Source organism: Flavobacterium psychrotrophum (assembly GCF_003403075.1).
In the GTDB taxonomy this organism is placed as follows: Bacteria; Bacteroidota; Bacteroidia; order Flavobacteriales; family Flavobacteriaceae; genus Flavobacterium; species Flavobacterium psychrotrophum.
On the sequence record NZ_CP031557.1, the window covers coordinates 3,454,626 to 3,475,355 of the forward strand.

At 42.0% G+C, this 20,730-nt stretch carries 23 protein-coding genes and 1 tRNA gene; 13 read left to right on the forward strand and 11 right to left on the reverse strand.

What is annotated here, in order from left to right:
* Nucleotides 1-63 precede the first annotated feature (63 nt).
* The 5 genes from DYH63_RS14785 to DYH63_RS14805 all read right to left on the reverse strand — a co-directional run bounded on the left by DYH63_RS14785 (nt 64) and on the right by DYH63_RS14805 (nt 5,664).
* A complete protein-coding gene (locus DYH63_RS14785) occupies nt 64-792 on the reverse strand; it encodes a hypothetical protein (RefSeq protein WP_116789529.1) in 729 nt (242 codons plus the stop codon).
* A gap of 54 nt (nt 793-846) precedes the next feature.
* Entirely contained in the window at nt 847-2,571 is a 1,725-nt protein-coding gene (locus DYH63_RS14790) for a DUF2326 domain-containing protein (protein WP_116789530.1), read from the reverse strand.
* Complete coding sequence (locus DYH63_RS14795) at nt 2,564-2,797, reverse strand: hypothetical protein (protein WP_116789531.1); 234 nt, start codon at nt 2,795-2,797, stop codon at nt 2,564-2,566. Before DYH63_RS14795 ends, DYH63_RS14790 begins: the two co-directional genes overlap by 8 nt.
* 6 nt (nt 2,798-2,803) lie before the next feature.
* Nucleotides 2,804-3,757: an SMEK domain-containing protein gene (locus DYH63_RS14800; protein WP_116789532.1), complete on the reverse strand. Its 954-nt coding sequence runs from the start codon at nt 3,755-3,757 to the stop codon at nt 2,804-2,806.
* Between the two features lie 176 nt (nt 3,758-3,933).
* Nucleotides 3,934-5,664, reverse strand: a complete 1,731-nt coding sequence (locus DYH63_RS14805; RefSeq protein ID WP_116789533.1) for an amidohydrolase family protein — start codon at nt 5,662-5,664, stop codon at nt 3,934-3,936.
* A 480-nt stretch (nt 5,665-6,144) separates the two neighbouring features.
* Between DYH63_RS14805 and DYH63_RS14810 the strand changes: the two genes are divergently transcribed.
* The 11 genes from DYH63_RS14810 to DYH63_RS14855 all read left to right on the forward strand — a co-directional run bounded on the left by DYH63_RS14810 (nt 6,145) and on the right by DYH63_RS14855 (nt 13,168).
* Nucleotides 6,145-6,540: a single-stranded DNA-binding protein gene (locus DYH63_RS14810; protein WP_116790856.1), complete on the forward strand. Its 396-nt coding sequence runs from the start codon at nt 6,145-6,147 to the stop codon at nt 6,538-6,540.
* A gap of 12 nt (nt 6,541-6,552) precedes the next feature.
* Entirely contained in the window at nt 6,553-6,702 is a 150-nt protein-coding gene (locus DYH63_RS21355; protein ID WP_162927049.1) for a hypothetical protein, read from the forward strand.
* Nucleotides 6,703-6,730: 28 nt separating this feature from the next.
* Nucleotides 6,731-7,774, forward strand: a complete 1,044-nt coding sequence (locus DYH63_RS14815; RefSeq protein ID WP_116789534.1) for a DUF932 domain-containing protein — start codon at nt 6,731-6,733, stop codon at nt 7,772-7,774.
* A gap of 45 nt (nt 7,775-7,819) precedes the next feature.
* Nucleotides 7,820-8,302 (forward strand): DUF1281 family ferredoxin-like fold protein, encoded by a 483-nt coding sequence (locus DYH63_RS14820; RefSeq protein WP_116790857.1) that lies wholly within the window; start codon nt 7,820-7,822, stop codon nt 8,300-8,302.
* Entirely contained in the window at nt 8,302-8,676 is a 375-nt protein-coding gene (locus DYH63_RS14825; RefSeq protein WP_116789535.1) for a hypothetical protein, read from the forward strand. Before DYH63_RS14820 ends, DYH63_RS14825 begins: the two co-directional genes overlap by 1 nt.
* 43 nt (nt 8,677-8,719) lie before the next feature.
* On the forward strand, nt 8,720-9,259 hold the full coding sequence (locus DYH63_RS14830) for a prtrc system protein e (RefSeq protein ID WP_116790858.1): 540 nt from the start codon (nt 8,720-8,722) through the stop codon (nt 9,257-9,259).
* 17 nt (nt 9,260-9,276) lie between these two features.
* On the forward strand, nt 9,277-9,495 hold the full coding sequence (locus DYH63_RS14835) for a PRTRC system protein C (RefSeq protein WP_116789536.1): 219 nt from the start codon (nt 9,277-9,279) through the stop codon (nt 9,493-9,495).
* Between the two features lie 17 nt (nt 9,496-9,512).
* A complete protein-coding gene (locus DYH63_RS14840) occupies nt 9,513-10,673 on the forward strand; it encodes a hypothetical protein (RefSeq protein WP_116789537.1) in 1,161 nt (386 codons plus the stop codon).
* Nucleotides 10,674-10,675: 2 nt separating this feature from the next.
* Nucleotides 10,676-11,398 carry a PRTRC system protein B gene (locus tag DYH63_RS14845; protein WP_116790859.1) on the forward strand — a complete coding sequence of 241 codons (723 nt, stop codon included), beginning with the start codon at nt 10,676-10,678 and terminating at the stop codon, nt 11,396-11,398.
* Nucleotides 11,395-12,192, forward strand: coding sequence for a PRTRC system ThiF family protein (locus tag DYH63_RS14850; RefSeq protein WP_116789538.1), 798 nt, complete (start codon nt 11,395-11,397; stop codon nt 12,190-12,192). Before DYH63_RS14845 ends, DYH63_RS14850 begins: the two co-directional genes overlap by 4 nt.
* 130 nt (nt 12,193-12,322) lie before the next feature.
* Nucleotides 12,323-13,168, forward strand: coding sequence for a phospholipase D-like domain-containing protein (locus tag DYH63_RS14855; RefSeq protein ID WP_116789539.1), 846 nt, complete (start codon nt 12,323-12,325; stop codon nt 13,166-13,168).
* On the opposite strand, the gene DYH63_RS14860 is transcribed toward DYH63_RS14855, so the two are convergent.
* Complete coding sequence (locus DYH63_RS14860) at nt 13,163-13,909, reverse strand: hypothetical protein (protein ID WP_116789540.1); 747 nt, start codon at nt 13,907-13,909, stop codon at nt 13,163-13,165. The genes DYH63_RS14855 and DYH63_RS14860 overlap by 6 nt on opposite strands.
* Before the next feature lie 246 nt (nt 13,910-14,155).
* Here DYH63_RS14860 and DYH63_RS14865 point away from each other — a divergent pair, with 246 nt between their 5' ends.
* Together DYH63_RS14865 and DYH63_RS14875 are read left to right on the forward strand one after the other, a co-directional pair.
* A complete protein-coding gene (locus DYH63_RS14865; RefSeq protein WP_116789541.1) occupies nt 14,156-14,578 on the forward strand; it encodes an endonuclease NucS domain-containing protein in 423 nt (140 codons plus the stop codon).
* A 43-nt stretch (nt 14,579-14,621) separates the two neighbouring features.
* A protein-coding gene (locus DYH63_RS14875; RefSeq protein WP_439952026.1) for an IS3 family transposase occupies nt 14,622-15,769 on the forward strand; the annotation gives its coding sequence in 2 pieces (ribosomal slippage) (nt 14,622-14,883 and nt 14,883-15,769; 1,149 coding nt in all).
* Nucleotides 15,770-15,823: 54 nt separating this feature from the next.
* Here the strand turns inward: DYH63_RS14875 and DYH63_RS14880 are convergent.
* The 5 genes from DYH63_RS14880 to ftsA all read right to left on the reverse strand — a co-directional run bounded on the left by DYH63_RS14880 (nt 15,824) and on the right by ftsA (nt 20,725).
* Complete coding sequence (locus DYH63_RS14880; protein ID WP_116789543.1) at nt 15,824-16,135, reverse strand: hypothetical protein; 312 nt, start codon at nt 16,133-16,135, stop codon at nt 15,824-15,826.
* Nucleotides 16,136-16,551: 416 nt separating this feature from the next.
* Nucleotides 16,552-16,623, reverse strand: a tRNA-Arg gene (locus DYH63_RS14885).
* Between the two features lie 101 nt (nt 16,624-16,724).
* On the reverse strand, nt 16,725-17,174 hold the full coding sequence (locus DYH63_RS14890) for a GatB/YqeY domain-containing protein (RefSeq protein ID WP_116789544.1): 450 nt from the start codon (nt 17,172-17,174) through the stop codon (nt 16,725-16,727).
* Nucleotides 17,175-17,263: 89 nt separating this feature from the next.
* Nucleotides 17,264-19,300: a cell division protein FtsZ gene (gene ftsZ / locus DYH63_RS14895; RefSeq protein ID WP_116789545.1), complete on the reverse strand. Its 2,037-nt coding sequence runs from the start codon at nt 19,298-19,300 to the stop codon at nt 17,264-17,266.
* Between the two features lie 12 nt (nt 19,301-19,312).
* Complete coding sequence (ftsA, locus tag DYH63_RS14900; RefSeq protein WP_116790860.1) at nt 19,313-20,725, reverse strand: cell division protein FtsA; 1,413 nt, start codon at nt 20,723-20,725, stop codon at nt 19,313-19,315.
* Between the last annotated feature and the right edge of the window lie 5 nt (nt 20,726-20,730).

Below are 20,730 nucleotides of genomic sequence, written 5' to 3' on the forward strand. Positions count from 1 at the left end.
CCAAAATAAGGGAATTAAAATTATTTTAAACATCGTGAGTACCTGCAAAAATTGAAGTTTATATCAAATTTTATCCTGTATTAATTTGGTTAGCTTCTGAAAAAACTTGATGACGTTTTGAGCGTAGCGGTCGTTAAGTGTTTTTGATGAAATCTCAATTTCATACTCTTCATTTTCTTGCATAGGTTCATGTACATTGTCAAATAAACGATTGATTTCCGGTATTGTTTCAATCAGTCGTAGCATTTCTTTGTCTTTCAATGTATAGTGACCGTTATAATGAACAATTTGGTTGCGTAACTTTCTCATGTCATTTAAAAAACTCCAAAAAGGTTCTAGATCCCGAAAATTTATATTACATAGTTTGCTAATATATATTTTACCCCGCTCCAAATCGCTATTGCCTTTTAAATCGTCAATATCAAACGGTGATTCAAAAAATAATTGCAATCTTTTACAAAGCCCTTTCATATGCTTTTCTAAAACAACCTGTGTCTGGATTATCAGGTAATAACGTATGCGATTAGGAAATTCGCTGTCGTAATAAAAAAGGTCAGTGCCATGTGCCTCGTCGAATTTTCGGAACTCAATATTGTACTGTTCAATATCCTCTATTTCGTCGATGCTATCGTAGATTGTATTAAAATGAGCTTGTTTCTCCTCAATGTTGGATTCTATAAATGTTTGCATTGCCAGATAATTTTCTAGCTTCACCGTTAAATCGGCTTCAAAGAATTCGCAAAACCTGATGAATTTTTGTTTTTTATCAGTATTTCCTGCTGTGGCACTCATGTTTATAGGTTGGCTAATAGTTTAAAAATAATAGAAGTGCTTGTATTGGTAATATTAAATCTCGGAATACTTGTCGCCAAGAATGAAGCGGTTAGATTTTGTAAAGACAGCTTTAGCATAATCATGAAGGTCGAAGTCCAATAGCTCCAGCGATTCACTGTCGAACTTATCGCTGTTTAAAGTAAGTATATATTGAAATTTGCTTGTATCTTGAGAGTATAGATAATTAAGACTTCGTAATAATGTATCTTGATCAACGTCGAAAATATTGTCGTGAATAAGAAGATTAGGATGTTTTAGTTTAGTATTTTCATTCAATAAAAGTGCCAGATCGTAGATAAAGACTTTTACCCTTTCAACGCTGTGACTGCCACCATAATCAATAGTCATGTTGAACCTGACAATATCCTTATAAGTATCTTTGTTAACGGTCACAATATCAAAAGAACAACCTCGATTGCCCATTATGTATTCATGAATATCAGATATAGTCAAGTTAAAACTTTTGACTTTATCTTCATTTTCAACAATACATTCATCTATTTTAGTAACTAACTTAGACTTGTTGGCTTTTTGTCTGTTCTTGTCAAGGTTGTTAGCATCATAGTTTTTAAGCTGTGTCCTGATTAGGCTTGACTCTTCGCTTCGCTGATGGTAAATAGCCAAACTTTGCTTTAAATTTTTGAAAACCCCCTTTTTATCGAAAACATTTAATATTCCCGCCCTTTCGTCGTCCAAGGCTCGGATATCACTATTTACTTGTTTATGTTTAGAAATAAGGCTTTTAAGCTTTTCATCAATTATATGATTCTGAAAATTTTCTATTTTTGTTTTAAACTCGTTTACTTCATCGAACGATTTTTTTAATTGTTTACCCAATCCATCTTTGAACTGCTCATATATAAATAAAACGTCTTCCTCATCTATTTTTTCGACTACTGGCAAGGAGCGTATTTTTTTTATACTGAGTTTAAGAAATGTGTGCTCTGCTCGCAAACTGTCCAGTGCGGTATCAATATCTACAAGTTGATTTTCGATTGCGTCAAATGATTCAAAAGTCTTCAATTCTTCTAACTCATCCTCCAGTTTTTTAAGCTCACCGTCCATCGAGTTAACTTGTGCACGAACATCGCTCAGGTTTCTAAGTCCATTATGTGTAAGACTACTTCTCAGTTGGCTTATTATAGATGCCAAACGCTCAATTTCCCTGATGGTTATCTTAGCGAGACGATAGGCAGCGATATCAAAATCGAGTAAATACAAGGTTGGCGCAAAATCGGGTGGTATTCTGCTCTTAGTGTCAAAATAGCTAACGATATCCTTGAACTCAGAACGTTCGTCGCGGATAGATGGGTTCATTAGTTCCCTAAAAGACGGATTTAAATTTATATTGGATTCGTCAGTGTAGTATAAATCATTCAAATAATACAATGCATTGTCTAAAGTATCAAAGGTAGTTCTATTTCCATTTACGATTATTTCAGGGCGGTCCGCATTTTTAATAGATCTTAAAATGGTTAACTCTTTACCATGGATGGACATATCCAAACAGATAAGGGTATCAGGCGATAGAACATTTCTTGGGATTTTTAAAACCCTACTTCCGTCTTTTTTACGTAACAAACAAAAATTAATAAACTCAATCGACATCGACTTACCTACACCATTTGTCTTATTTGAAGAGCCGTCGCGTTCACCCAAAATGAAATTTAAGCCCGTATCAAAATAGATTGGCTTGGTATTCTCAGGATAGGTATATAATTTTTTTAATTTAATCATTTATGTAAATGTAAGGCTCTTCAAAATCGACTATACCAGCAGCATATAAAAACATTAGGGAGTAATGCAGTTGTTCGCCATTCAGCAAATTTTCTCTCTTCAAAATGCCAGCAATATCGTAGATAGAAATTTTACGCTCCTTTCTCATACTTATTTCCTTAAGTATTAGGTATCCGATATAGACTATTGAGTGCCTGATATGCTCATCTTTTGAAATTATACCCATAGCGTATTAATTTGGAAATACATTACACCTGATCAATTGATGCAACAGGTAAAACTTAATTGCCATCTCATCAAAGTCAAGTCCATCATCAGAACACAATTTTTTAAAAAAGTCACATAGGTTTTCCAGTGCCTCTTCGGGGTTATCATTGCTGCTTTTCAGGTACTTTCTGCTAATATCTTTAAGATAGGTGCCAATTTTTCGGATTTTTACGGAGGAAATTTCCGGACTTTCTTGTATGACCTCCAATGCGTATGCGTATTCGATGTAAAGTTCGGAATAAAGATTCTTTAAAAAGGGCGCATAGTCCTTAAATCTTTGTTCAATTTTATATTCCGGGTCTGGTTCGGCTTCTGCTTCATACGCTTTGTGATTATCTTCATTGCTTAAGATGTCGATTAAGCACATTATCGTATTTATCTCGTTAGGCTTGGAAGTTAATTTACTACCATAATATTTTTGAATCAATTCGTTACTAAGCCATTTTTCGATATCCTCTAATTGCCCGAGGTCATCTATACTTGAAATTATACTTATAATGTACTTCACGTCCATTACGTCTTTATCCATATCAAACGAAAAATCTGCATGTGTAATGATATCGTTTCTCTTAATTCTGCTTTTGATTATTAAGATTTTGAGGGTATTATACTTTTCAAAAAGTTTCTTTTCATTAAAAGAATTGACTGTTTCTAAAATTTTGCTTTTAGAATTATTAGAGGTGACCTGAAAGGCAATCTTTCTCCCAGCATCGGCAAGGTCTATTACAGCCGCATTTGGTTCTGTGATATTTACATTAACCAAGTCGTAACTAAAGATTTTATTAAGCAAAATTTTATAAAATTGCTCTGCATGTACATTTATATCCTGAAGATTTAATTTACTTCTTAATTCAACCTCTGTTTTTAAAACAGCAAAGTGGCTGGTAATGCTCTTTATAATTGATTCGCGGTTTCTCATTAATTATTGTCTGGCTTGGTGTTTCAAAATTAACGATTGAAACTTCTTGATAGCGAATATTTTATTTTTTTTGTAAATTTTTTAGAGGTTGCTTCATAATTTCGTACAGCGCGATTAAGCATTATAAATGTCATCAATCTAATTATAAAAACAGCGCCTTGATATTGTATTAAACTTTAAGTATGGTATAGGAAGTGAGCCGGGTTACAAACCGCTATTTGTTTAAAGTCGGCATCACACAGGTGTTCAAGGGATTCTGCCAACATATTCTTTTCCGACTTGTGGTTACGTACCACATAAAAATCAGTCCCAAAGAGCACTTTTTCCCGTAATAACGGATTGAGCAATGTTTGCCGGAGCAAGGGTTGGATTGCATTGTTGTGGATGATGTAGCTCAGGTCGGCGTAGACATTATCATACTGTAGCATCATACTGCATATTATAGAATACCAATCGGTATACTTCCAAAGCTGCTCTATTTTACCTGGCTTTGGAAGTCCTTTTGTGTTGGTTCTGAAACGTATGCCAATATTGGGGTACTTGACAAGGGCGTTACAGTACTGGTCCCGGTCCGATTCAAGGAACTTTGTCCACTCATCGTCACCGCCAAAATGCCCAAAACACACTTTCAGGTGGCTCAGGTTATGCTGTATTGTTTTTGCCTTCTCATCGTAACCAAAAAGATCACGGATGCGCTTGTCTTTTGCTCTTCCAACAAGCTTCGCCAGGAAGAACTCATCAAGGAGGCACAGGAAATTCAACGGGTGCGTAAAATTATTTATGAACTCACTGTTCTTGATCTGGCCAAGCATCAAAGGGGTTTTCTCGTCTGCCTGCGTAAATACCGGGTGGTAGTCCCACTCTTTTTTCTTTGTACCACGGTAAAATATTGTACCGCGTATACAGTGTGTCATAATAGGTAAACCCTTATCGGCAGCAAATTTCCACAAGGGCAATAGTACTTCATCGAAGGGGTAGTAACCGAGTGCCGGATAAATTTTGAAACCACTAAACTGCTCCCCTTCAATATAATCTTTTATAAAACATGGTTCTAGTACTACTTGGTTAGCGACCACCTTATAATCAAATTGTTTTGCACCTTCTTCAACCATACGCCTGGGATCCGCAAAAACAAATGGAAAAACGGCATCAGGCTTACTTTCTTTAATTTTTGAAAGCTTTGCCATTTGTGTAGCATAGTCCTCCTTGCTTTTTCCTGCATCCATATACCCCATATCCATAGGCAGTACAACAAATCCGGTGCCGACGGGGTACTGGTCCTGTAATTTTGTAAAAATACCACTCTGCCCCTGATAGGCAGCGAAACGGCCAATATTAATGTACCTACTGGCTAATTCCTTAGTTTTCTTACCGGGCAATATCCCCAAGAAAGACCATATCCTCTTAAGGACAAAGAAGACCAGGTTACGGCCGGCTTTGTAGAAAAGTAAAAACAGGAATACAAATACAACAGCAACGGCAGGTGTAGCACCACTGTATAAAAGGTGCCGGTCTATCAGCCAATTTTCTATTTCCTTCAAAAAAACAGAAAGGCTGCCCGAAGGCGATTCAACCACCGACAGCCAGCCTGCTATAATGAAAAAGACCTGCAGGCTTAAAAACAAACCTATCATGAATACTAAAATGGAAAGTATTTTACTACGGGCAATGAACATCTTGAAAATGTAGAGCCTTTTTGCAGCCAGTTTACCCAAAGTTCCAAACCGGTAACTCTTAAGCTGCCCGTAGTAGAACCTGAAAGCACTGACAATCAGATTCACAGATACCAGATAATAAAAAGGCCATGGCAGGAATGTCTTTGCAATATATGGCGGCACATGGTCTCCTGTAAATACATGAGTATGGCAATTGATTATTCTGTTGTAAGGTAGGTGTTTTTTAGTCATATCGCGAGATGTCTGCGTAAATAATCGCCTGTAGTCTTAATGTAAAGGGCGTGTCAAATTAACAATTTTTAACAATTTAAAAAATACCCATTAGTAGGTATTTTTTATGGTAGTACACTACCGGATAATCTTTTAAATATCAACATGGCTGCCCGCAAGCGCCGGGCTTTCCGCTGTATCTGCCTGTAGGCAGGATGCCGCTACACTCCCTGGCAGTGTAGTGATTGAGGAACCGCGGTGCATTAAAAGGACATTTCCCTGTAAGAAAAGGGGCAAAAAGGGCAGCTAAGTTATCAGGATTTTTCACTCGGGTGGCCCTTAATGGCTGCGCCACCCCCACAAGGGGGGACTTATACCCCCCCGAGTGAAAAATCCTGCTGGCCACTTGCTTTCTTTTTTCCCCTTTTTTCTTTTGGAAAATGTTTATGGGTGGGATTTGTGAAGAAATCGTATTGGATTGTACAACTTAAATACAAGCGTATGGAAATTACTGGAAGGCTGACACGCGACGCAACAGTGCGGGCGGTTGGCGAAAAGGAGGTGGTAAATTTCTCGGTAGCGGTAAACAATACCTACCGGGATAAAAGCGGGGAACGAAAAACCGACACGGAATACTTTAACTGTTCCTATTGGATAAGCCCGAAGGTAGCGCAATTCCTTACCAAAGGCAGTGTGGTGCAGGTATCGGGATGGCTGAAGGGTCGTGCCTATACAACCAGTGATGGGCAACCCAAAACATCATTGGATTTACGGACAGACCGTATCATTTTCCACGGTAGTGGGCAGCCACGTGGGCAGCAGGATACAGCAGGCATAACCGTAAACGAAGCGGAAGTGATAACACAAGGCGAAGAACACGATGACCTGCCTTTTTAATACAACTAAGCTATGGAAACACCATTTAAAACCTATACCGCCCTGCTGTGCCACGATAAGGGCAAAGTAAAAATAAAAACGGTAGCCCAAAACCCGGGGCAGGCGGTAGCAATTATTGCAGCAGCCGAAGGCTGCCCACCACAGGCGGTGGTACTTATCTGACATTATAAACTATTAAAAAACTGAAATCATGGGACATAATCTTAATTTCAACGTGCAGACAGGGGAATACTCATTCTTCAGCGTGCAGCAAAAGGCATGGCACGGGCTTGGGCAAATCGTAAGCGACTACCCCACAAGCGCAGAAGCGATTGCATTTGCAGGGCTTGATTACGAAATCGCCAAAGCCCCCAACACCCACAATTTGCCGAGCGGCAACAGCATCCAGTCCAAAAGCAGCTTCTTTACCTACCGTACCGATAACGAGGCGGTACTCGGGGTTGCTGTGGGCAAGGACTACCATATCGTACAGAACCGTGAGGCATTCGCCTTTTTTGATGCCATTGTAGGCGGCGGGGATGCTGTCCTGTATGAAACCGCAGGGGCACTCGGGCAAGGGGAACGCATCTTTATAACCGCGAAACTGCCCGGCTATATCCGTGTGGGCAGTGGGGACGATATTACCGAAAAGTACATTTTCCTGACCACGGCACACGATGGCTCGGGGAGCATAACCGCTGCCTTTACCCCCATACGTGTAGTGTGCCAAAACACCCTGAACGCAGCACTCAAAGGCATGGCTAATGTGGTGCGCATCAAACATACCGCAGGGGCAAAGCAGCGATTGGAGGATGCCCACAAAGTAATGGGGCTTGCCGATAGCCTCAGCACACAACTGGAAGGGATATTCAACAACTGGGCGAATATTAAGGTAAGCGATGCGCAAGTACGCAAACTCATCGAACTGGCATTATGCCCGAACAAGGAAACTTTTGACCTGCTCAAAAAAGGGGCGCAGGACGAACTCTCTACCCTTTTTAAAAACACGGTGGACAGTGCGTTTTCCTATGCCATGATGAGCGACACCCAACAAACAGCAACTACCAAAGGTACGTTGTTCGGGGCGTATAATGCCGTAACGGGTTACTACCAAAATGTACGAAGCTACAAAGATGGGGAAGCCAAATTGCAATCCCTCATACTGGGAGGTACAGCACAGGGCAAGGCACAGGCAGCCTTTAACCTGTGCGGGGAATTTGCACAGGTCGGGGCTGATATTTTTAAATTCAATTAAATAAAAGGGCGGTTGCCTACGGGCAACTGCCATAAAAAAAATACTATGGCAAACTGGTGCAGCAACAGGGTAGCCTTTACCGGGAACGGTAATGCCCTACAGCAACTACACAAATTATTCCTGTCCATGCAGGAAAGGGAAGAAACGACAGGGAATGGTCAACTTCCTGATTTTATTGACACCGAGAACAGGTACTTCTTTAACCTGTACTACAACGAAGGCGATGTAGGGATTTTTGAATACGAAACACGTTGGTCGCCCAATACCGAAGTAATCAGGCTTATTGCAGACCGCTACGGGCTTGGCGTGCGCCATGAGTATGAGGAAGCAGGTAATTGCATTTATGGGGTAACCGAGTACCGAAATGGACAGGAAACCGAAACCGACCTCGACTGGGCAGATTTTGACCGCTATGAATACCATGAGGATGAAGGGGTGTATTATTTCGAGGGCGAAACCTACGAAAGTGACTATGAGATTTTGGAAATCTTATTACAACGAAAGCTACAAACGCAAAACGCATCGTGATGAAAGCACTGGAAAAATTAAACAATGTAGAAAAAGGCAGGCTGCTCGCAGGGTGGTTCCCTGAACTATTGCCTGAACTCGTGGATACCATAAAAGGGACGCAGCAGTATTTGGCAACCCATGAAACAGAAGTACGGGAGCAATGGGACAACGGCTTCTTTAAGCCGAACTTTTGGCTACGGCTTGCTGCTGATGTAGGCAGGGCTATTGATACAAATGGCAAAAAACTGGCGAAAAGCCCACGCCTTTTTGCCGATGAACTCTTTGATGGATACAATGCGCTCTTTACAATTGACTGCATTGACAAATACAAATTTGCCGTGCAAAACGTGAAATTTACCCAAGCGGTACGCCTGCTCTTTGACAGGGGATAATAACTACCCCCTGCCTTTTGGCAGGGGCATAAAACATACAGCTATGGAAGCTAATTTTTTTAAGCAGCTTGCGGGAATTGACTTTGCAGGCAGTGTACAGATAACCATTGCCCACGGTATTCAGGGCAGCCTAATTGTATCGGTACTGGTACGGAATGAGGGATGCAGCGACAGCGCAAAAAATCTTATACGCCCCATGAACCTGCGGGGTACAGCGGAGGATATTGACGAAAAATTCTTTGAATATATTGCCGCACCCCTTGAAGCCGCTTCAACGCTGATGGTCGAAATGCAGGGTTATATGCAGCATCTTGACACTGTGAAAAAACAGTCGGCAATGGAAAAGGAAAAAGGCGACAAAGAAAAAAAGGAAGCCGATACGAAGGAAAAGAAATACAGGGAAGCCATCGAAAGGTCGCAAACCCTTGAAGGCGAAGGTAAGTTCCGTGATGCCTATTCTAAAGTACCTAACCCGCAGGACTACCCTGAACATGCTTTGGAAATCAAAGAACGAAGGTCTGCCCTTTCAGCACGTTTTGACGAGGGCGGCCTATTCGATAGCGGCAAAACGGAGAACACATAACTTAAAAACGCATCACTATGTTACTGGCAACACCATTAGAACGGGTATTCATACTCAAAGAAAACGGGCAGGACATTCTCCTCCCTGACCCTGAACCGGCATGGGCAGCAGAGCGTGTCCTGAATTTCTATTCAGCGACCTACCCCATACTGACCACGGCAAAGATAACCGCACCCGAAATTAAAGATGATACGGTACAGTATCGTTTTGAAAGCGTCATGGGTACAAAAGGATAACGATAACAGATAATACTATGGACTATGCAATCGCACATTATAACAAAGGCAGCCACGCCCGAAGAAAAACAGCAGGCAGCCCTGCACAAGAACCTCGGGGAGTTTTTGGTTTTTATGAAACGTCCCAAAGATGCGCAGCAACAACTGCGGGATACCCTCCAACCTGTCCCGGTAGCGCAGCTGCCGATGGTTTTCTAAGGGCGGTGTTTCCTGCTACCCTGAAAGAAAATAAAACGATGCGGGACAGCAGGGAAATAGCCCGTATTGGCAAAGGGTTCTGTACATCACTTGCGCAGCTTACAGCCCATTATGGGATTGCCCTGCCCTTATCCGAACCATTCCATTACCCTGAAACCATTACGACACTCCTGCCCCTCTTACAGGAAACCCTTAAAGGGGAAGTTAAGGATTTTTACAGCCTGCGTTTGGTACAGGCCAAACCTATCGCTTTCCTTGTAAGTGAAGAACGGCACAGCACCGGACAGTCGCTCTACTATATCCCTGTAGTACCGATTTATAAAATGCTGCGAAGCAAAAGACATAAAAAGGCAGGGATATTACTCCTATCGGTATGCTCATGGCTTTACCGCATTGTGGACGTACCCTATTACAGGCAGGAAAACGCCTATCTCTATTACCAGTATGATATGATTAAAGACTGGGTGGAGCAGGATACCGATAATGAATATGAAGGGGGAGAAAAACAGGACTTATACACCGCAATAACGATTGGCGACCATATAGAAAAGAAGTTGAGCAATGCTGCCAACCTTGAACAATTTACCTGCCGGCTAAATAGTTTCAGGGCAATGGACGATGTAGACCAGGAATGTTTTGTTGTCGCCACCCAGGCGCATGCCCTGTTTTCCCAATACCCCAACGAAAGCATCTTCCGCAATACGCCTTTCAGGGAAGAATCAGAAGATGATTATTATGACAATGAAACGATTAGCATGGACAAATACATAAGCTTCTCTGCCGATACCAAAGGATGGCTTTTTGACACCGTTGCCGACACCGTAAACAATGAGTTTAACGAATGTGGCGAGATAGAAGAACCAACCTTAGTAAAGTGCTTCAACGGTACTCCCACAACAGGTTCGTTCGATTTTGAACGCAGGGTATTTAACCTTATGGACAGGCTTTGCGATATACTCTACAACTATAAAATGCAATGACTATGGAAACCCTAACCGATATTACCGGAAACTTTACACAGCACTATTTGCCAAAATGTGCGCTTGTTTTCTACGAAACCGACACCGAGGAAAAACAGTGTTATGTAGAATACTACGATATGGACGCTACGGGGCAACCCCGTAACGCACACCCCCTTTCGGTTTTGGAAACGGAAAGGCTTCACGCCTGCCTCGAAACGCAAGCCCGCGCCAAACAGGCATTTTTAAAGCCCGATGGGCTATTGTCCCAAAATGTCCTGCACATTGACCCCAGTGGGGGAAGTGTGATGTGGTACACAAAAGCCCGGATACGCCCGATGTTTTTTATCCCCAAACTCGGCATCCCCAACGGCAAAGCACACACCCCTGCCCTGCTTTGGAAGGCAAGCCGTGAAGGGGTAGCACTATACGGGCTGTCTTCCGACAGAGTGCCAAACATAAATACACCTCTCTACCACGCCCCATTTTTCAATATTTATAAAGGTGGCAGGGTGTGTATGGGTACAGTAGATGTGGCCATAAAATCCTCAGCTTCGCTTGAAGAGTTCATCGAAGCGTGGGAAAACTGTTTTTTTAACAGCTATTTCAGCCACCTTTTGGACAGCTACAATCCTGTAAAAGGAAACTGTGTAAGCCTGTGGAAAAGGCTTATACAATCAGGGGATGCTTTCCCGAAATCAGAACTGGTACGAAACAAAATGACACTTAAAAACCTATTGCCATGAAAGCGGAAAAAACAAGGGTACATTTTACCCACCAAAGCCTTATCAATCCCTACAACCCCGTTAGCGTGAACCTCATCGGTGCAGGGGGTACAGGCTCAAAAGTGCTTACCGCACTCCTTGAAATGAACCACAGCCTTATCGCTCTTGGGCATCCGGGTTTGCAGGTGCGGCTGTGGGACGATGATATCATATCCGAAGCCAACCTTGGGCGGCAACGTTTTGCCGCCTGCGAGGTCGGGATGTTTAAATCCGTAGCACTCATCAACCGTATCAACCGGTTTGCAGGCACAGCGTGGAAAGCCGAAACCGTGAAATTTGAACGGGACAAAAACCAAAGGCTCCCTGAAAATACGGATGCCACGTTATACCTCTCGTGCGTGGACAGTGTGGCAGCACGTTTTGAAATTGCAGCGATACTTAAAGGAAATACGGCACGCAGCTACAATCAGCCGCTATACTGGATGGATTTCGGGAACAGCCATAAAACAGGGCAGGTCATACTCTCCACAATAGGAAAACTACAGCAGCCTGACTCAAAAAAACACGAGCCGGTTCGTTACCTCCCTTTTGTGACCGATGAATTCCGTGATGTTTTACAGCAATCAGAAACAAATGACGACACACCAAGCTGCTCCCTTGCAGAAGCCCTGCTGAAACAGGACTTGTACATCAATGCTGCCCTTGCACAACTCGGATGCAGCCTTTTATGGAATCTCTTCAGGGAAGGCATGACCCCCTACCGTGGCTTTTTCCTGAACATAGCGGATTTCAGGACGCAACCGTTACAAGTATGACCACACTACCTATCAGGTGGCAGTGTATTTAGACCACAGGGATATAAAGCCTTTTCATAAAAACATGACCTTTGGCAAATAATCATCTATAATAGTATCTTTAAGCCCAGTAAGTAACTAATATAGCACTATGCAGTTTTTAAAACCAAACAATATTTCGGGCGAGATTATGAACCTCTTTGACGAAGCTAAGGAAAAGGTAGTCATTGTTTCCCCTTACTGTAAATTTGACAAATGGTTTAAGCTCGTAGCAAAGATTAAAAAGCTCCGCGAACGTAATATCGAAGTCGAATTCTACATCCGCGATAACGAAAAGGAAGCATACGACCAGGTTATGGAACTGGGCATTACGCCCATAACGGTCGCAAACCTGCACGCCAAGCTTTATTTTAATGAAAATAAAGCCATTGTTACTTCCATGAACCTACTTTTAAGTTCAGAAATAAATTCAATAGACATCGGCTACTTAACCGAAAGCCACAAAGAGTACAACGAAATTACCGACTTTTATGCAACCTACCTTAAAAAACAGGATAGCCCACTATCAAATGATTTTTACACTGACTGGCGCGAACTTCTCAATACACAGCTTGCCTCCCGGTTTTCAAGGGTAAGGATTTACGAAAATGAAGGGGTAATTCAGGTAAAAACATCTTCAAATACGTACGAAATATTTGTATGGAATAACAACAGGCGAAATATCCTGCGTATTTGCGGCATCGTGTCGGGAAAGGAATTCGAGTATGCGAATACCATAAAAAATACGCTCGGCACCGATATCTTTAGCGTTGAACTGCAACCAGCAACACAAGGTTACAATACCATTTGGGCGACTTCAAAAAAGGAATTGCGCTCAGTAACTATTAATTTTCTTGAGAACCATGACACACAGATAGTTGTCAATACCATAGTTGAATTTATAATTAAAGTTGAGGATATTAAAGAATACTGTTACCTCAACAGAAAAACACTATAAGCCTTTAAATACATCATACAATACCGACAGTACTATGGGAACGATAATGCTCGCCAGTACCCATTTCATGGCGTTTCTTTTTTTTATAGTTGTGCTGAAATGGTGTGGCCCTGTCTGTAGTTCCACGGCAGGCCATAAAGAATCAATATAGCTGCTAAGCTTAAAAGCTAAAACGAAGGAAGTAGCTGGTCCCAAGAAAACAAGCATCTCCCCGAGCCACTGATTGCCCACATGAAAAAATGTTTTAGACCCAAGCCTGAAGTATTCAATATTAAAAGCAACCAACAGGGACAAAATGAAGAATCCTTTGTAATAACTGTTGACTTTGAGCTGGCTTTCCGACCCTTTAACAAGGGCAGTCAAACGGCTTAAAATCCCATTAACCCATGTCGAATCTTCACCGCTGACCATAATAAAATTTTCCGAATTTTCATTCTTAACGGAATGTACAATCTGTATTTCAATACTCCTGGAATTGTCCAAGGTATAAAACCGCATTGCTACCTTGTGGATATTATGGTTGCCGACAACCTCAGTATCCTTGAAAATTACGCTCGATGCACTTTCAAAAGAAGTGTCACCGCTGGCATCAACACTATACATGAGGTAATAAGAAATATCACGGGCTGACGATGCCTGTACCTCCAAGTCAATTACCTCCGACAGCGCAGTAATAGTTGTGTTTGTTATCCTTTTAAAACTGAAGACAACCTTCCTTTTTTCTCGTATTAATGGGTTCATTGAATGATCATTTTAACAAATGTAAACAAAGTCCTGTTCTGAAATATGTAGTGTCACCCTTTTAATTAGTATGTTATCCCGAAACTACACTTTAGCTTATCTTTACTTTGCGTAAGTTTTATCACTATTTTTGAAATAGCATTCAAAATTTTACAGCGTACAGATACTTGCAGTTAACTCCTAATAGTAAAATTCCTACTGCCATTATTTTTTGCAATATTTAAAGTTAAATTCCTCCTCATTACCATGGGCAATTTTACAGAGGCAGCATTACGGGATTATCTCGCCGCGCAACTAAACATAATCGAATTTGGGCTAACCCTCCTTGAAAAAGAACATTATCTCCGGAATGTTTCCGGAGCAAACGGCTATATAGATATACTGGCAAAAGACCTCCTTAATAATTATGTTGTAATTGAGATTAAACGCAGCCAGCAGTCTTCAAGGCAGGCAATTCAGGAGCTTCTAAAATACATTGCCTTACTCAAACAGAATTATCACGCCAGGGATAGTGAAATCAGGTGTATTATAATTTCAACACACTGGGACGAATTGTTAGTACCATTCTCTGAACTACATTATCAAACTACACTTGATATTAAGGGACTAAAACTAAAAGTAGACGAATCCTTTAACGCCTTGAGCTGCTGTAAGCTCCCCCAAAAATAGTACAGTTTAAAAGTAGAATTTTTATTAACTTTAAACTGTAATTATGAAGACTAGTAAATTTAATCCCACCCAGATCGCCAAGATCCTCAAAGAGTTTGAATCGGGCAAAGATGTTGATACCATAAGCCGTGAGCATGGAGTCAGCAAAGCTACTTTTTATAAATGGCGGCAGCGTTATGGCGGTATGGAAGCCAGCGAACTTAAGCGGTTAAAAGCCCTTGAAGAGGAAAATGCCAAGCTTAAGCGTATGTATGCCGACCTTGCCCTTGAACTGGACATGGCAAAATATATCATCGAAAAAAAGCTTTAAAGCCTTGCCATAAAAGAACCATTGTAACCGACCTGGCTTGTGTTTACCCTAACGGCAAAAGCAAGGCTTGCCGTCTCTTACAGACCAGCCGGAGCAGTTTATCGTACCTCTCGGTAAAAAATGATACAGGTCTTATTGAACGCCTTGAAGGCTTTGCAAAAGACCATCCCCGCGAAGGCTTTTGGAAGTGCTATTACCGCCTGCGCAATGGTGGTGATAAGGTAAACCATAAACGCCTGCACAGGGTGTATAAGCAACTTGGGCTTCCGTTACGCAGGAAGGTAAAGAAACGCCTGCCTGCAAGGGTTAAGGAAGCTATAGTTATACCTGAGAGCTTTACCCACACCTGGAGCATCGACTTTATGAGCGACAGCCTGATGGGCGGCAGGAAGTTCCGCAGCTTTAATGTAATTGATGACTATAACAGGGAAGTTTTGTTTATTGAGACAGATTATTCTTTGAAGAGCAGCCGCATAATATGGGTTTTAAAACACCTCACAAACCGGCATGGCAAGCCAAAACGGATACGAATGGACAACGGGCCGGAATTTGTTGCTAAATTGGCTCAGGAATGGAGTGCTATAATGGATATTGAGTTTAAGTATACCCAGCCTGGGAAACCTACACAGAACGCCCTTATAGAACGCTTCAATAAAACCTACAGGGAGCATGTGCTGGATGCACATCTTTTTGAGAGTATCGATGAGGTAAGGGATATCAGCCACCAATGGGTGGAGGACTATAACAACCACCGGCCTCATGATGCCCTGGGGGGAATCAGCCCGAGCGCCTATAGAATAAAAAACAATACAGTTGATGGGCTTCGTTCCGCTACGGCTACGCCTTCACTACACTCAGCCCATCAACTGTTAGAAACATAAGATTGGAAATAACAGTATTTTTTATACTTTTAAATCGTACTAAAAAAGGGAAGCCTACACATTACCTAAGATATAATCAACCAGCCGCTGCGCAGTGATGAATTGGCCACTTAATATAACCTCTGCTTTAAACTGTAAAATCTTATTGGTTAACGTATCAAGGTAGAAATTTAACGTCCTTGCATCTTCCTTATTACCAATTGCCCTACAGGCTTCCTGGTCCCATCTCCTTACATCCCACTTCTGCTTAGTGGATGTTTCCTTTGCAATTCCATCTACGGTAATCCTTAGCTGGATAATCCTTTGTAAGGATTCATTTTTTGGCTTCTTTAGAAAGAAAGTCAATCTAAAACTGTTCTCTAACATAATTCAACTTTTTAATTAAACATAAAGGTCGAATTATAATGTTTTCAAATCAAGTCGTTAAGCAGCTTTACATGTTGAAAATCAAATTGTTACATCAATTTCTGTGGCACTTTTTTTAAGAAAAGTAAAGTGCCACACTTTTGCCATGGTATAAATGCCATCTTTTACAAATTTTGCCATAGCAAAGCCAAACAAAAAATCCTGAAAAACAGCCGTTTCTCAGGATTTACACCTTTTTTAAGGAAGTAAGATGCTCTAAATAGAGCTTCTGGTGACCCCATCGGGGTCGAACTTCCCTATAAAAGCCTTGTAAATCCTGGCTTTTTCAACATGTCAATTTCAAAAGTGCCACAAAAGTGCCATTAAAATGCAAAAGGCCTATTTTACTGGTGCTTCCACCGTAAAATAAGCCCCTGTGACTTCATCGGGATTCGAACCCAAATCTTCAGAACCGGAATCTGAAATTCTATCCATTGAACTATGAAGCCAATTTTTGTTTCAGGTTTCAGGTTTAAAGTTACTTACTCAATCGAAAAACTGTACGATACAAATCTCGAACTTTCAAAAACTTTAAACCTGAAACTTTAAACTAAGCCAGACTCTTCTTAACAAGTGTAGATATGGTTTTACCATCGGCGCTGCCTGCAAGTTCTTTGCTGGCTATGCCCATAACTTTACCCATATCGGCCATGCCGCTAAAGTTATTCTCAGCAATGATTTTCCTGATAACCGCCTCAACTTCCTCTTCAGAAAGCTGTGCCGGAAGGAACTTTTCTATCACGGCAGCCTGTGCAATTTCCGGGTCAGCCAGGTCCTGCCTGTTTTGTTGTATGTATATAGCAGCACTGTCTTTACGCTGTTTTACAAGCCTTTGAAGCAGTTTTATTTCTTCTTCCTCAGATATTTCTTCTTTCGCTCCACTTTCTGTCTGTGCCAGTAGTATTGCTGATTTAATAGCCCTTAATGACTCCAGGGCAACGGTATCTTTTTCTTTCATGGCTGTTTTCATAGCATCCATGATCTGTGTTTGCAAACTCATAAGCAGTGATTTAAAATGTGGCACGAAGATAAAAAAAATAACCCGAAAATATCATGATATTTTCGGGTTAAGGTTCACATTTGGATTAGTTAATCTACGTTATCATGCAGGAAAGAATTGTTCGACCTTAATTGCAGGTCGTTATTGCTATCCGTCCCTAATGAAAGGCGCGATTTACTGTTATCAGTACGTGAGTCATGCAGGTCTATCCCCATCCTTTTGTAGGCAGGCTCCTTTTCATACTCATCAATTTTTGCTGAATTGTTGTGGAATTTATAGTTAAACTCCTTCATTTTCCTTCTACGCTCTTCAGCCCTCATCCTTAGCGTTTCCTCAATGGTAAGCTCTACCGGAGAAGCCTCATCTACCATAGGTGTAAACCTTGCCGGTTGCGGTACTGCTTGTGGCTGCTCCATACGTGGCTGCTGTACTACAGGCTCCTCTGCCTTAGGTGTAACCGGTGCAGCAGGCGTTGCCGGTGCAAGAGTATCCCTAAAGGTAAAGTTAAGCGCTTCTTCTATAGGCTCAGGCATTTTAGCCGCAGGCTTAGAGTTAAGCAGTTCATTCTCTTTTTCAAGGTAATCTTCAAGAGAGTAACGTATAACGCCTGTTTCATTAAGCTCTGTAACCGGTACTACCTGTACAGGCTCTTTAACTGTAATGTCGCGCATTTCGTCATTAAGCGTAAACAGCAATTTCTCTTCGCTGCGTGCATTATCTGCCGAAAGGTCAAAAGAAAATGCAAACTGCTCCTCTTTTTTCTCTACAATTACAAACTCAGGATCTATAACTACGATATCCCTTATATCTTTTACCACAGGGGCAACATAAGTAACAGGGGCAAGCGTTTCTATTACCGGGGCTACGATCTCAAAAAACACGTCAAGGTTGTTAATGTAGTCTGAAGTGGGCAGAACCTCAACTTCAGCTACCGGCTTTTTTTCCTCAACCTCCTCCTCAAGCGAAAACACGATTTTTTCTTCAACAACCGGCTCCACCCTCACTTCTGTTTTCGGCTCTGACGGAGCTGAAAAATCAAAAGACGGAACTATTGGCCTTTGTGTAAGGTCGCGCACCATTTTCTGGTCTTCCTCCAGGGCGTGAACGATCTTTTTAGGTTCAGTATTAACTATTTCGTTTTGCTGCTCTACGTTAAAGCCTGTAGCAATAATGGTTACCGCTACGGCATCGCCAAGGCTTTCATCTTCGCCAACACCCATAATGATGTTTGCGTTGTGGCCTGCTTCGCTTTGTATATGGTCGTTGATCTCGCCTATCTCGTCAATAGTGATCTCTGTAGTACCAGATACGATAAGCAATAGTACGTTTTTAGCACCTGTAATTTTATTATCGTTAAGCAACGGGCTGTCCAGTGCAGATACAATAGCATCTTTAGCACGGCTTTCTCCGTTAGACAGTGCACTACCCATTATAGCAGTACCACTGTTGCTTAGTACGGTCTTGGCATCTTTTAAGTCGATGTTTTGTGTGTAGTGGTGTGTAATAACCTCTGCAATACCACGAGAGGCCGTTGCCAACACTTCATCTGCTTTAGAGAAACCGGCTTTAAAGCCAAGGTTACCATACACTTCCCTAAGCTTGTTATTATTGATAACAATAAGAGAGTCTACCTGCTTGCGTAGGCGTTCTACACCCAGCAATGCCTGCTCGCCACGTACCTTGCCCTCAAACTGGAAAGGAATAGTTACAATGCCCACTGTAAGGATATCGCGCTCCCTGGCCAGCTGTGCAATTACCGGTGCGGCACCGGTACCGGTACCACCACCCATACCTGCTGTTATAAATAACATCTTGGTATTGGTATCAAGCATTTTCTCTATATCGTCTATACTTTCAAGTGCAGATTGTTGCCCTACTTCAGGATTGGCACCTGCGCCAAGGCCTTCTGTAAGGTTAACCCCCAATTGAATTTTATTTGGAACCGGGCTGTTTTGCAGCGCCTGGCTGTCTGTATTGCATATAACAAAATCTACGCCTTTAATTCCCTGCTTAAACATGTGGTTTATCGCGTTGCTACCGCCACCGCCTACACCAATAACTTTGATCACGTTTGACTGGTTCTTAGGCAGGTCAAACGAAATACTTCCAAATTCTGCGTTCATCATAATCAACGGGTTTTATTCTGCGTTATCTAAAAAATCTTTAATCTTATCTATATACTTGTCAAAAAACGACCTCTTTACCTTCTTTTCAGTAGATTCAGATGCCCTTTCTGTTTCCCTTGCCACCGCTACAGTTTCAAGTTCAGGTTCAGCTACCGGGGCCACCGGCTCAGCCACAACCGCATTAACTACAGGCTGAGGCTGCTGCCTTACAGGTGCCTGGTAAACCGGTTTTTGCAATTCTACCATTGGCGTAGCGCTAAGGGTATTGTTGCGCAGGCTGTTCATTACAAGACCTACTGCCGTAGCAAATAACGGGCTTGAAATTTCTTCGCCCGATGCGCCCGCAAGGTGCTCGTTAGGATAACCTATACGGGTATCCATACCGGTAATGTATTCTACAAGTTGCTTTATGTGCTTAAGCTCTGCACCACCACCTGTAAGTACAATACCTGCTATAAGTTTTTTGCGCGGGTCTTCATGCCCGTATGCTTTAATTTCAGCAAATACCTGCTCTATGATCTCTACCACGCGTGCATGGATGATCTTAGAAAGGTTTTTAAGCGATATCTCTTTTGGCTCGCGACCGCGAAGACCCGGAATTGAAACAATTTCGTTGTCTTTGTTTTCACCTGGCCATGCAGAACCAAATTTTACTTTTAAAAGTTCAGCCTGCTTTTCAATAATAGAGCAGCCCTCTTTAATATCTTCGGTAATTACATTACCACCAAAAGGAATTACTGCTGTATGGCGAATGATGCCATCTTTAAAAATAGCAAGGTCTGTAGTACCACCACCTATGTCGATAAGCGCTACACCAGCCTCTTTTTCTTCCTGGCTAAGTACAGCATCGGCAGATGCCAATGGCTCCAGCGTAAGGCCAGAAAGGTCTAAGCCTGAACTTTTGATGCAACGGCCCACGTTACGGATGGATGAAGCCTGCCCCACTACTACGTGGAAGCTGCTCTCAAGCCTGCCGCCATACATGCCTATTGGTTCTTTAATTTCGTTTTGTCCGTCTATTTTAAACTCCTGCGGGAGTACATGTATAATTTCTTCACCCGGCAGCATTGCAAGTTTGTGCACCTGGTTTATAAGCATATCAATATCAGCATCGCCAATTACCTCTTCAGGATTGTTCCTGCTTATGTAATCGCTGTGCTGTATACTGCGTATGTGCTGGCCGGCTATACCCACCACCACATCATTAATACGGTAACCGCTGTTTGTTTCTGCCTCCTGTATGGCCTGCTGTATGCTTTGTATGGTTTGGGTAATGTTATTTACCACACCCCTGGCCACACCCAGGCTTTTAGATTTCCCTATACCAAGGATCTCCAGCTTGCCGTACTCATTTTTCTTGCCTATCATCACAACAATCTTTGTCGTTCCGATATCCAGTCCTACTGCAATGCTCTCTCTTTCCATATGCT

Excerpts from the sequence above, each read along its gene's own strand:
- DYH63_RS14785 (WP_116789529.1), bottom strand. The coding sequence starts at position 792 with ATGAGTGCCACAGCAGGAAATACTGATAAAAAACAAAAATTCATCAGG.
- DYH63_RS14790 (WP_116789530.1), bottom strand. The coding sequence starts at position 2,571 with ATGATTAAATTAAAAAAATTATATACCTATCCTGAGAATACCAAGCCA.
- DYH63_RS14795 (WP_116789531.1), bottom strand. The coding sequence starts at position 2,797 with ATGGGTATAATTTCAAAAGATGAGCATATCAGGCACTCAATAGTCTAT.
- DYH63_RS14800 (WP_116789532.1), bottom strand. The coding sequence starts at position 3,757 with ATGAGAAACCGCGAATCAATTATAAAGAGCATTACCAGCCACTTTGCT.
- DYH63_RS14805 (WP_116789533.1), bottom strand. The coding sequence starts at position 5,664 with ATGACTAAAAAACACCTACCTTACAACAGAATAATCAATTGCCATACT.
- DYH63_RS14810 (WP_116790856.1), top strand. The coding sequence starts at position 6,145 with ATGGAAATTACTGGAAGGCTGACACGCGACGCAACAGTGCGGGCGGTT.
- DYH63_RS21355 (WP_162927049.1), top strand. The coding sequence starts at position 6,553 with ATGGAAACACCATTTAAAACCTATACCGCCCTGCTGTGCCACGATAAG.
- DYH63_RS14815 (WP_116789534.1), top strand. The coding sequence starts at position 6,731 with ATGGGACATAATCTTAATTTCAACGTGCAGACAGGGGAATACTCATTC.
- DYH63_RS14820 (WP_116790857.1), top strand. The coding sequence starts at position 7,820 with ATGGCAAACTGGTGCAGCAACAGGGTAGCCTTTACCGGGAACGGTAAT.
- DYH63_RS14825 (WP_116789535.1), top strand. The coding sequence starts at position 8,302 with ATGAAAGCACTGGAAAAATTAAACAATGTAGAAAAAGGCAGGCTGCTC.
- DYH63_RS14830 (WP_116790858.1), top strand. The coding sequence starts at position 8,720 with ATGGAAGCTAATTTTTTTAAGCAGCTTGCGGGAATTGACTTTGCAGGC.
- DYH63_RS14835 (WP_116789536.1), top strand. The coding sequence starts at position 9,277 with ATGTTACTGGCAACACCATTAGAACGGGTATTCATACTCAAAGAAAAC.
- DYH63_RS14840 (WP_116789537.1), top strand. The coding sequence starts at position 9,513 with ATGGACTATGCAATCGCACATTATAACAAAGGCAGCCACGCCCGAAGA.
- DYH63_RS14845 (WP_116790859.1), top strand. The coding sequence starts at position 10,676 with ATGGAAACCCTAACCGATATTACCGGAAACTTTACACAGCACTATTTG.
- DYH63_RS14850 (WP_116789538.1), top strand. The coding sequence starts at position 11,395 with ATGAAAGCGGAAAAAACAAGGGTACATTTTACCCACCAAAGCCTTATC.
- DYH63_RS14855 (WP_116789539.1), top strand. The coding sequence starts at position 12,323 with ATGCAGTTTTTAAAACCAAACAATATTTCGGGCGAGATTATGAACCTC.
- DYH63_RS14860 (WP_116789540.1), bottom strand. The coding sequence starts at position 13,909 with ATGAACCCATTAATACGAGAAAAAAGGAAGGTTGTCTTCAGTTTTAAA.
- DYH63_RS14865 (WP_116789541.1), top strand. The coding sequence starts at position 14,156 with ATGGGCAATTTTACAGAGGCAGCATTACGGGATTATCTCGCCGCGCAA.
- DYH63_RS14880 (WP_116789543.1), bottom strand. The coding sequence starts at position 16,135 with ATGTTAGAGAACAGTTTTAGATTGACTTTCTTTCTAAAGAAGCCAAAA.
- DYH63_RS14890 (WP_116789544.1), bottom strand. The coding sequence starts at position 17,174 with ATGAGTTTGCAAACACAGATCATGGATGCTATGAAAACAGCCATGAAA.
- ftsZ (WP_116789545.1), bottom strand. The coding sequence starts at position 19,300 with ATGATGAACGCAGAATTTGGAAGTATTTCGTTTGACCTGCCTAAGAAC.
- ftsA (WP_116790860.1), bottom strand. The coding sequence starts at position 20,725 with ATGGAAAGAGAGAGCATTGCAGTAGGACTGGATATCGGAACGACAAAG.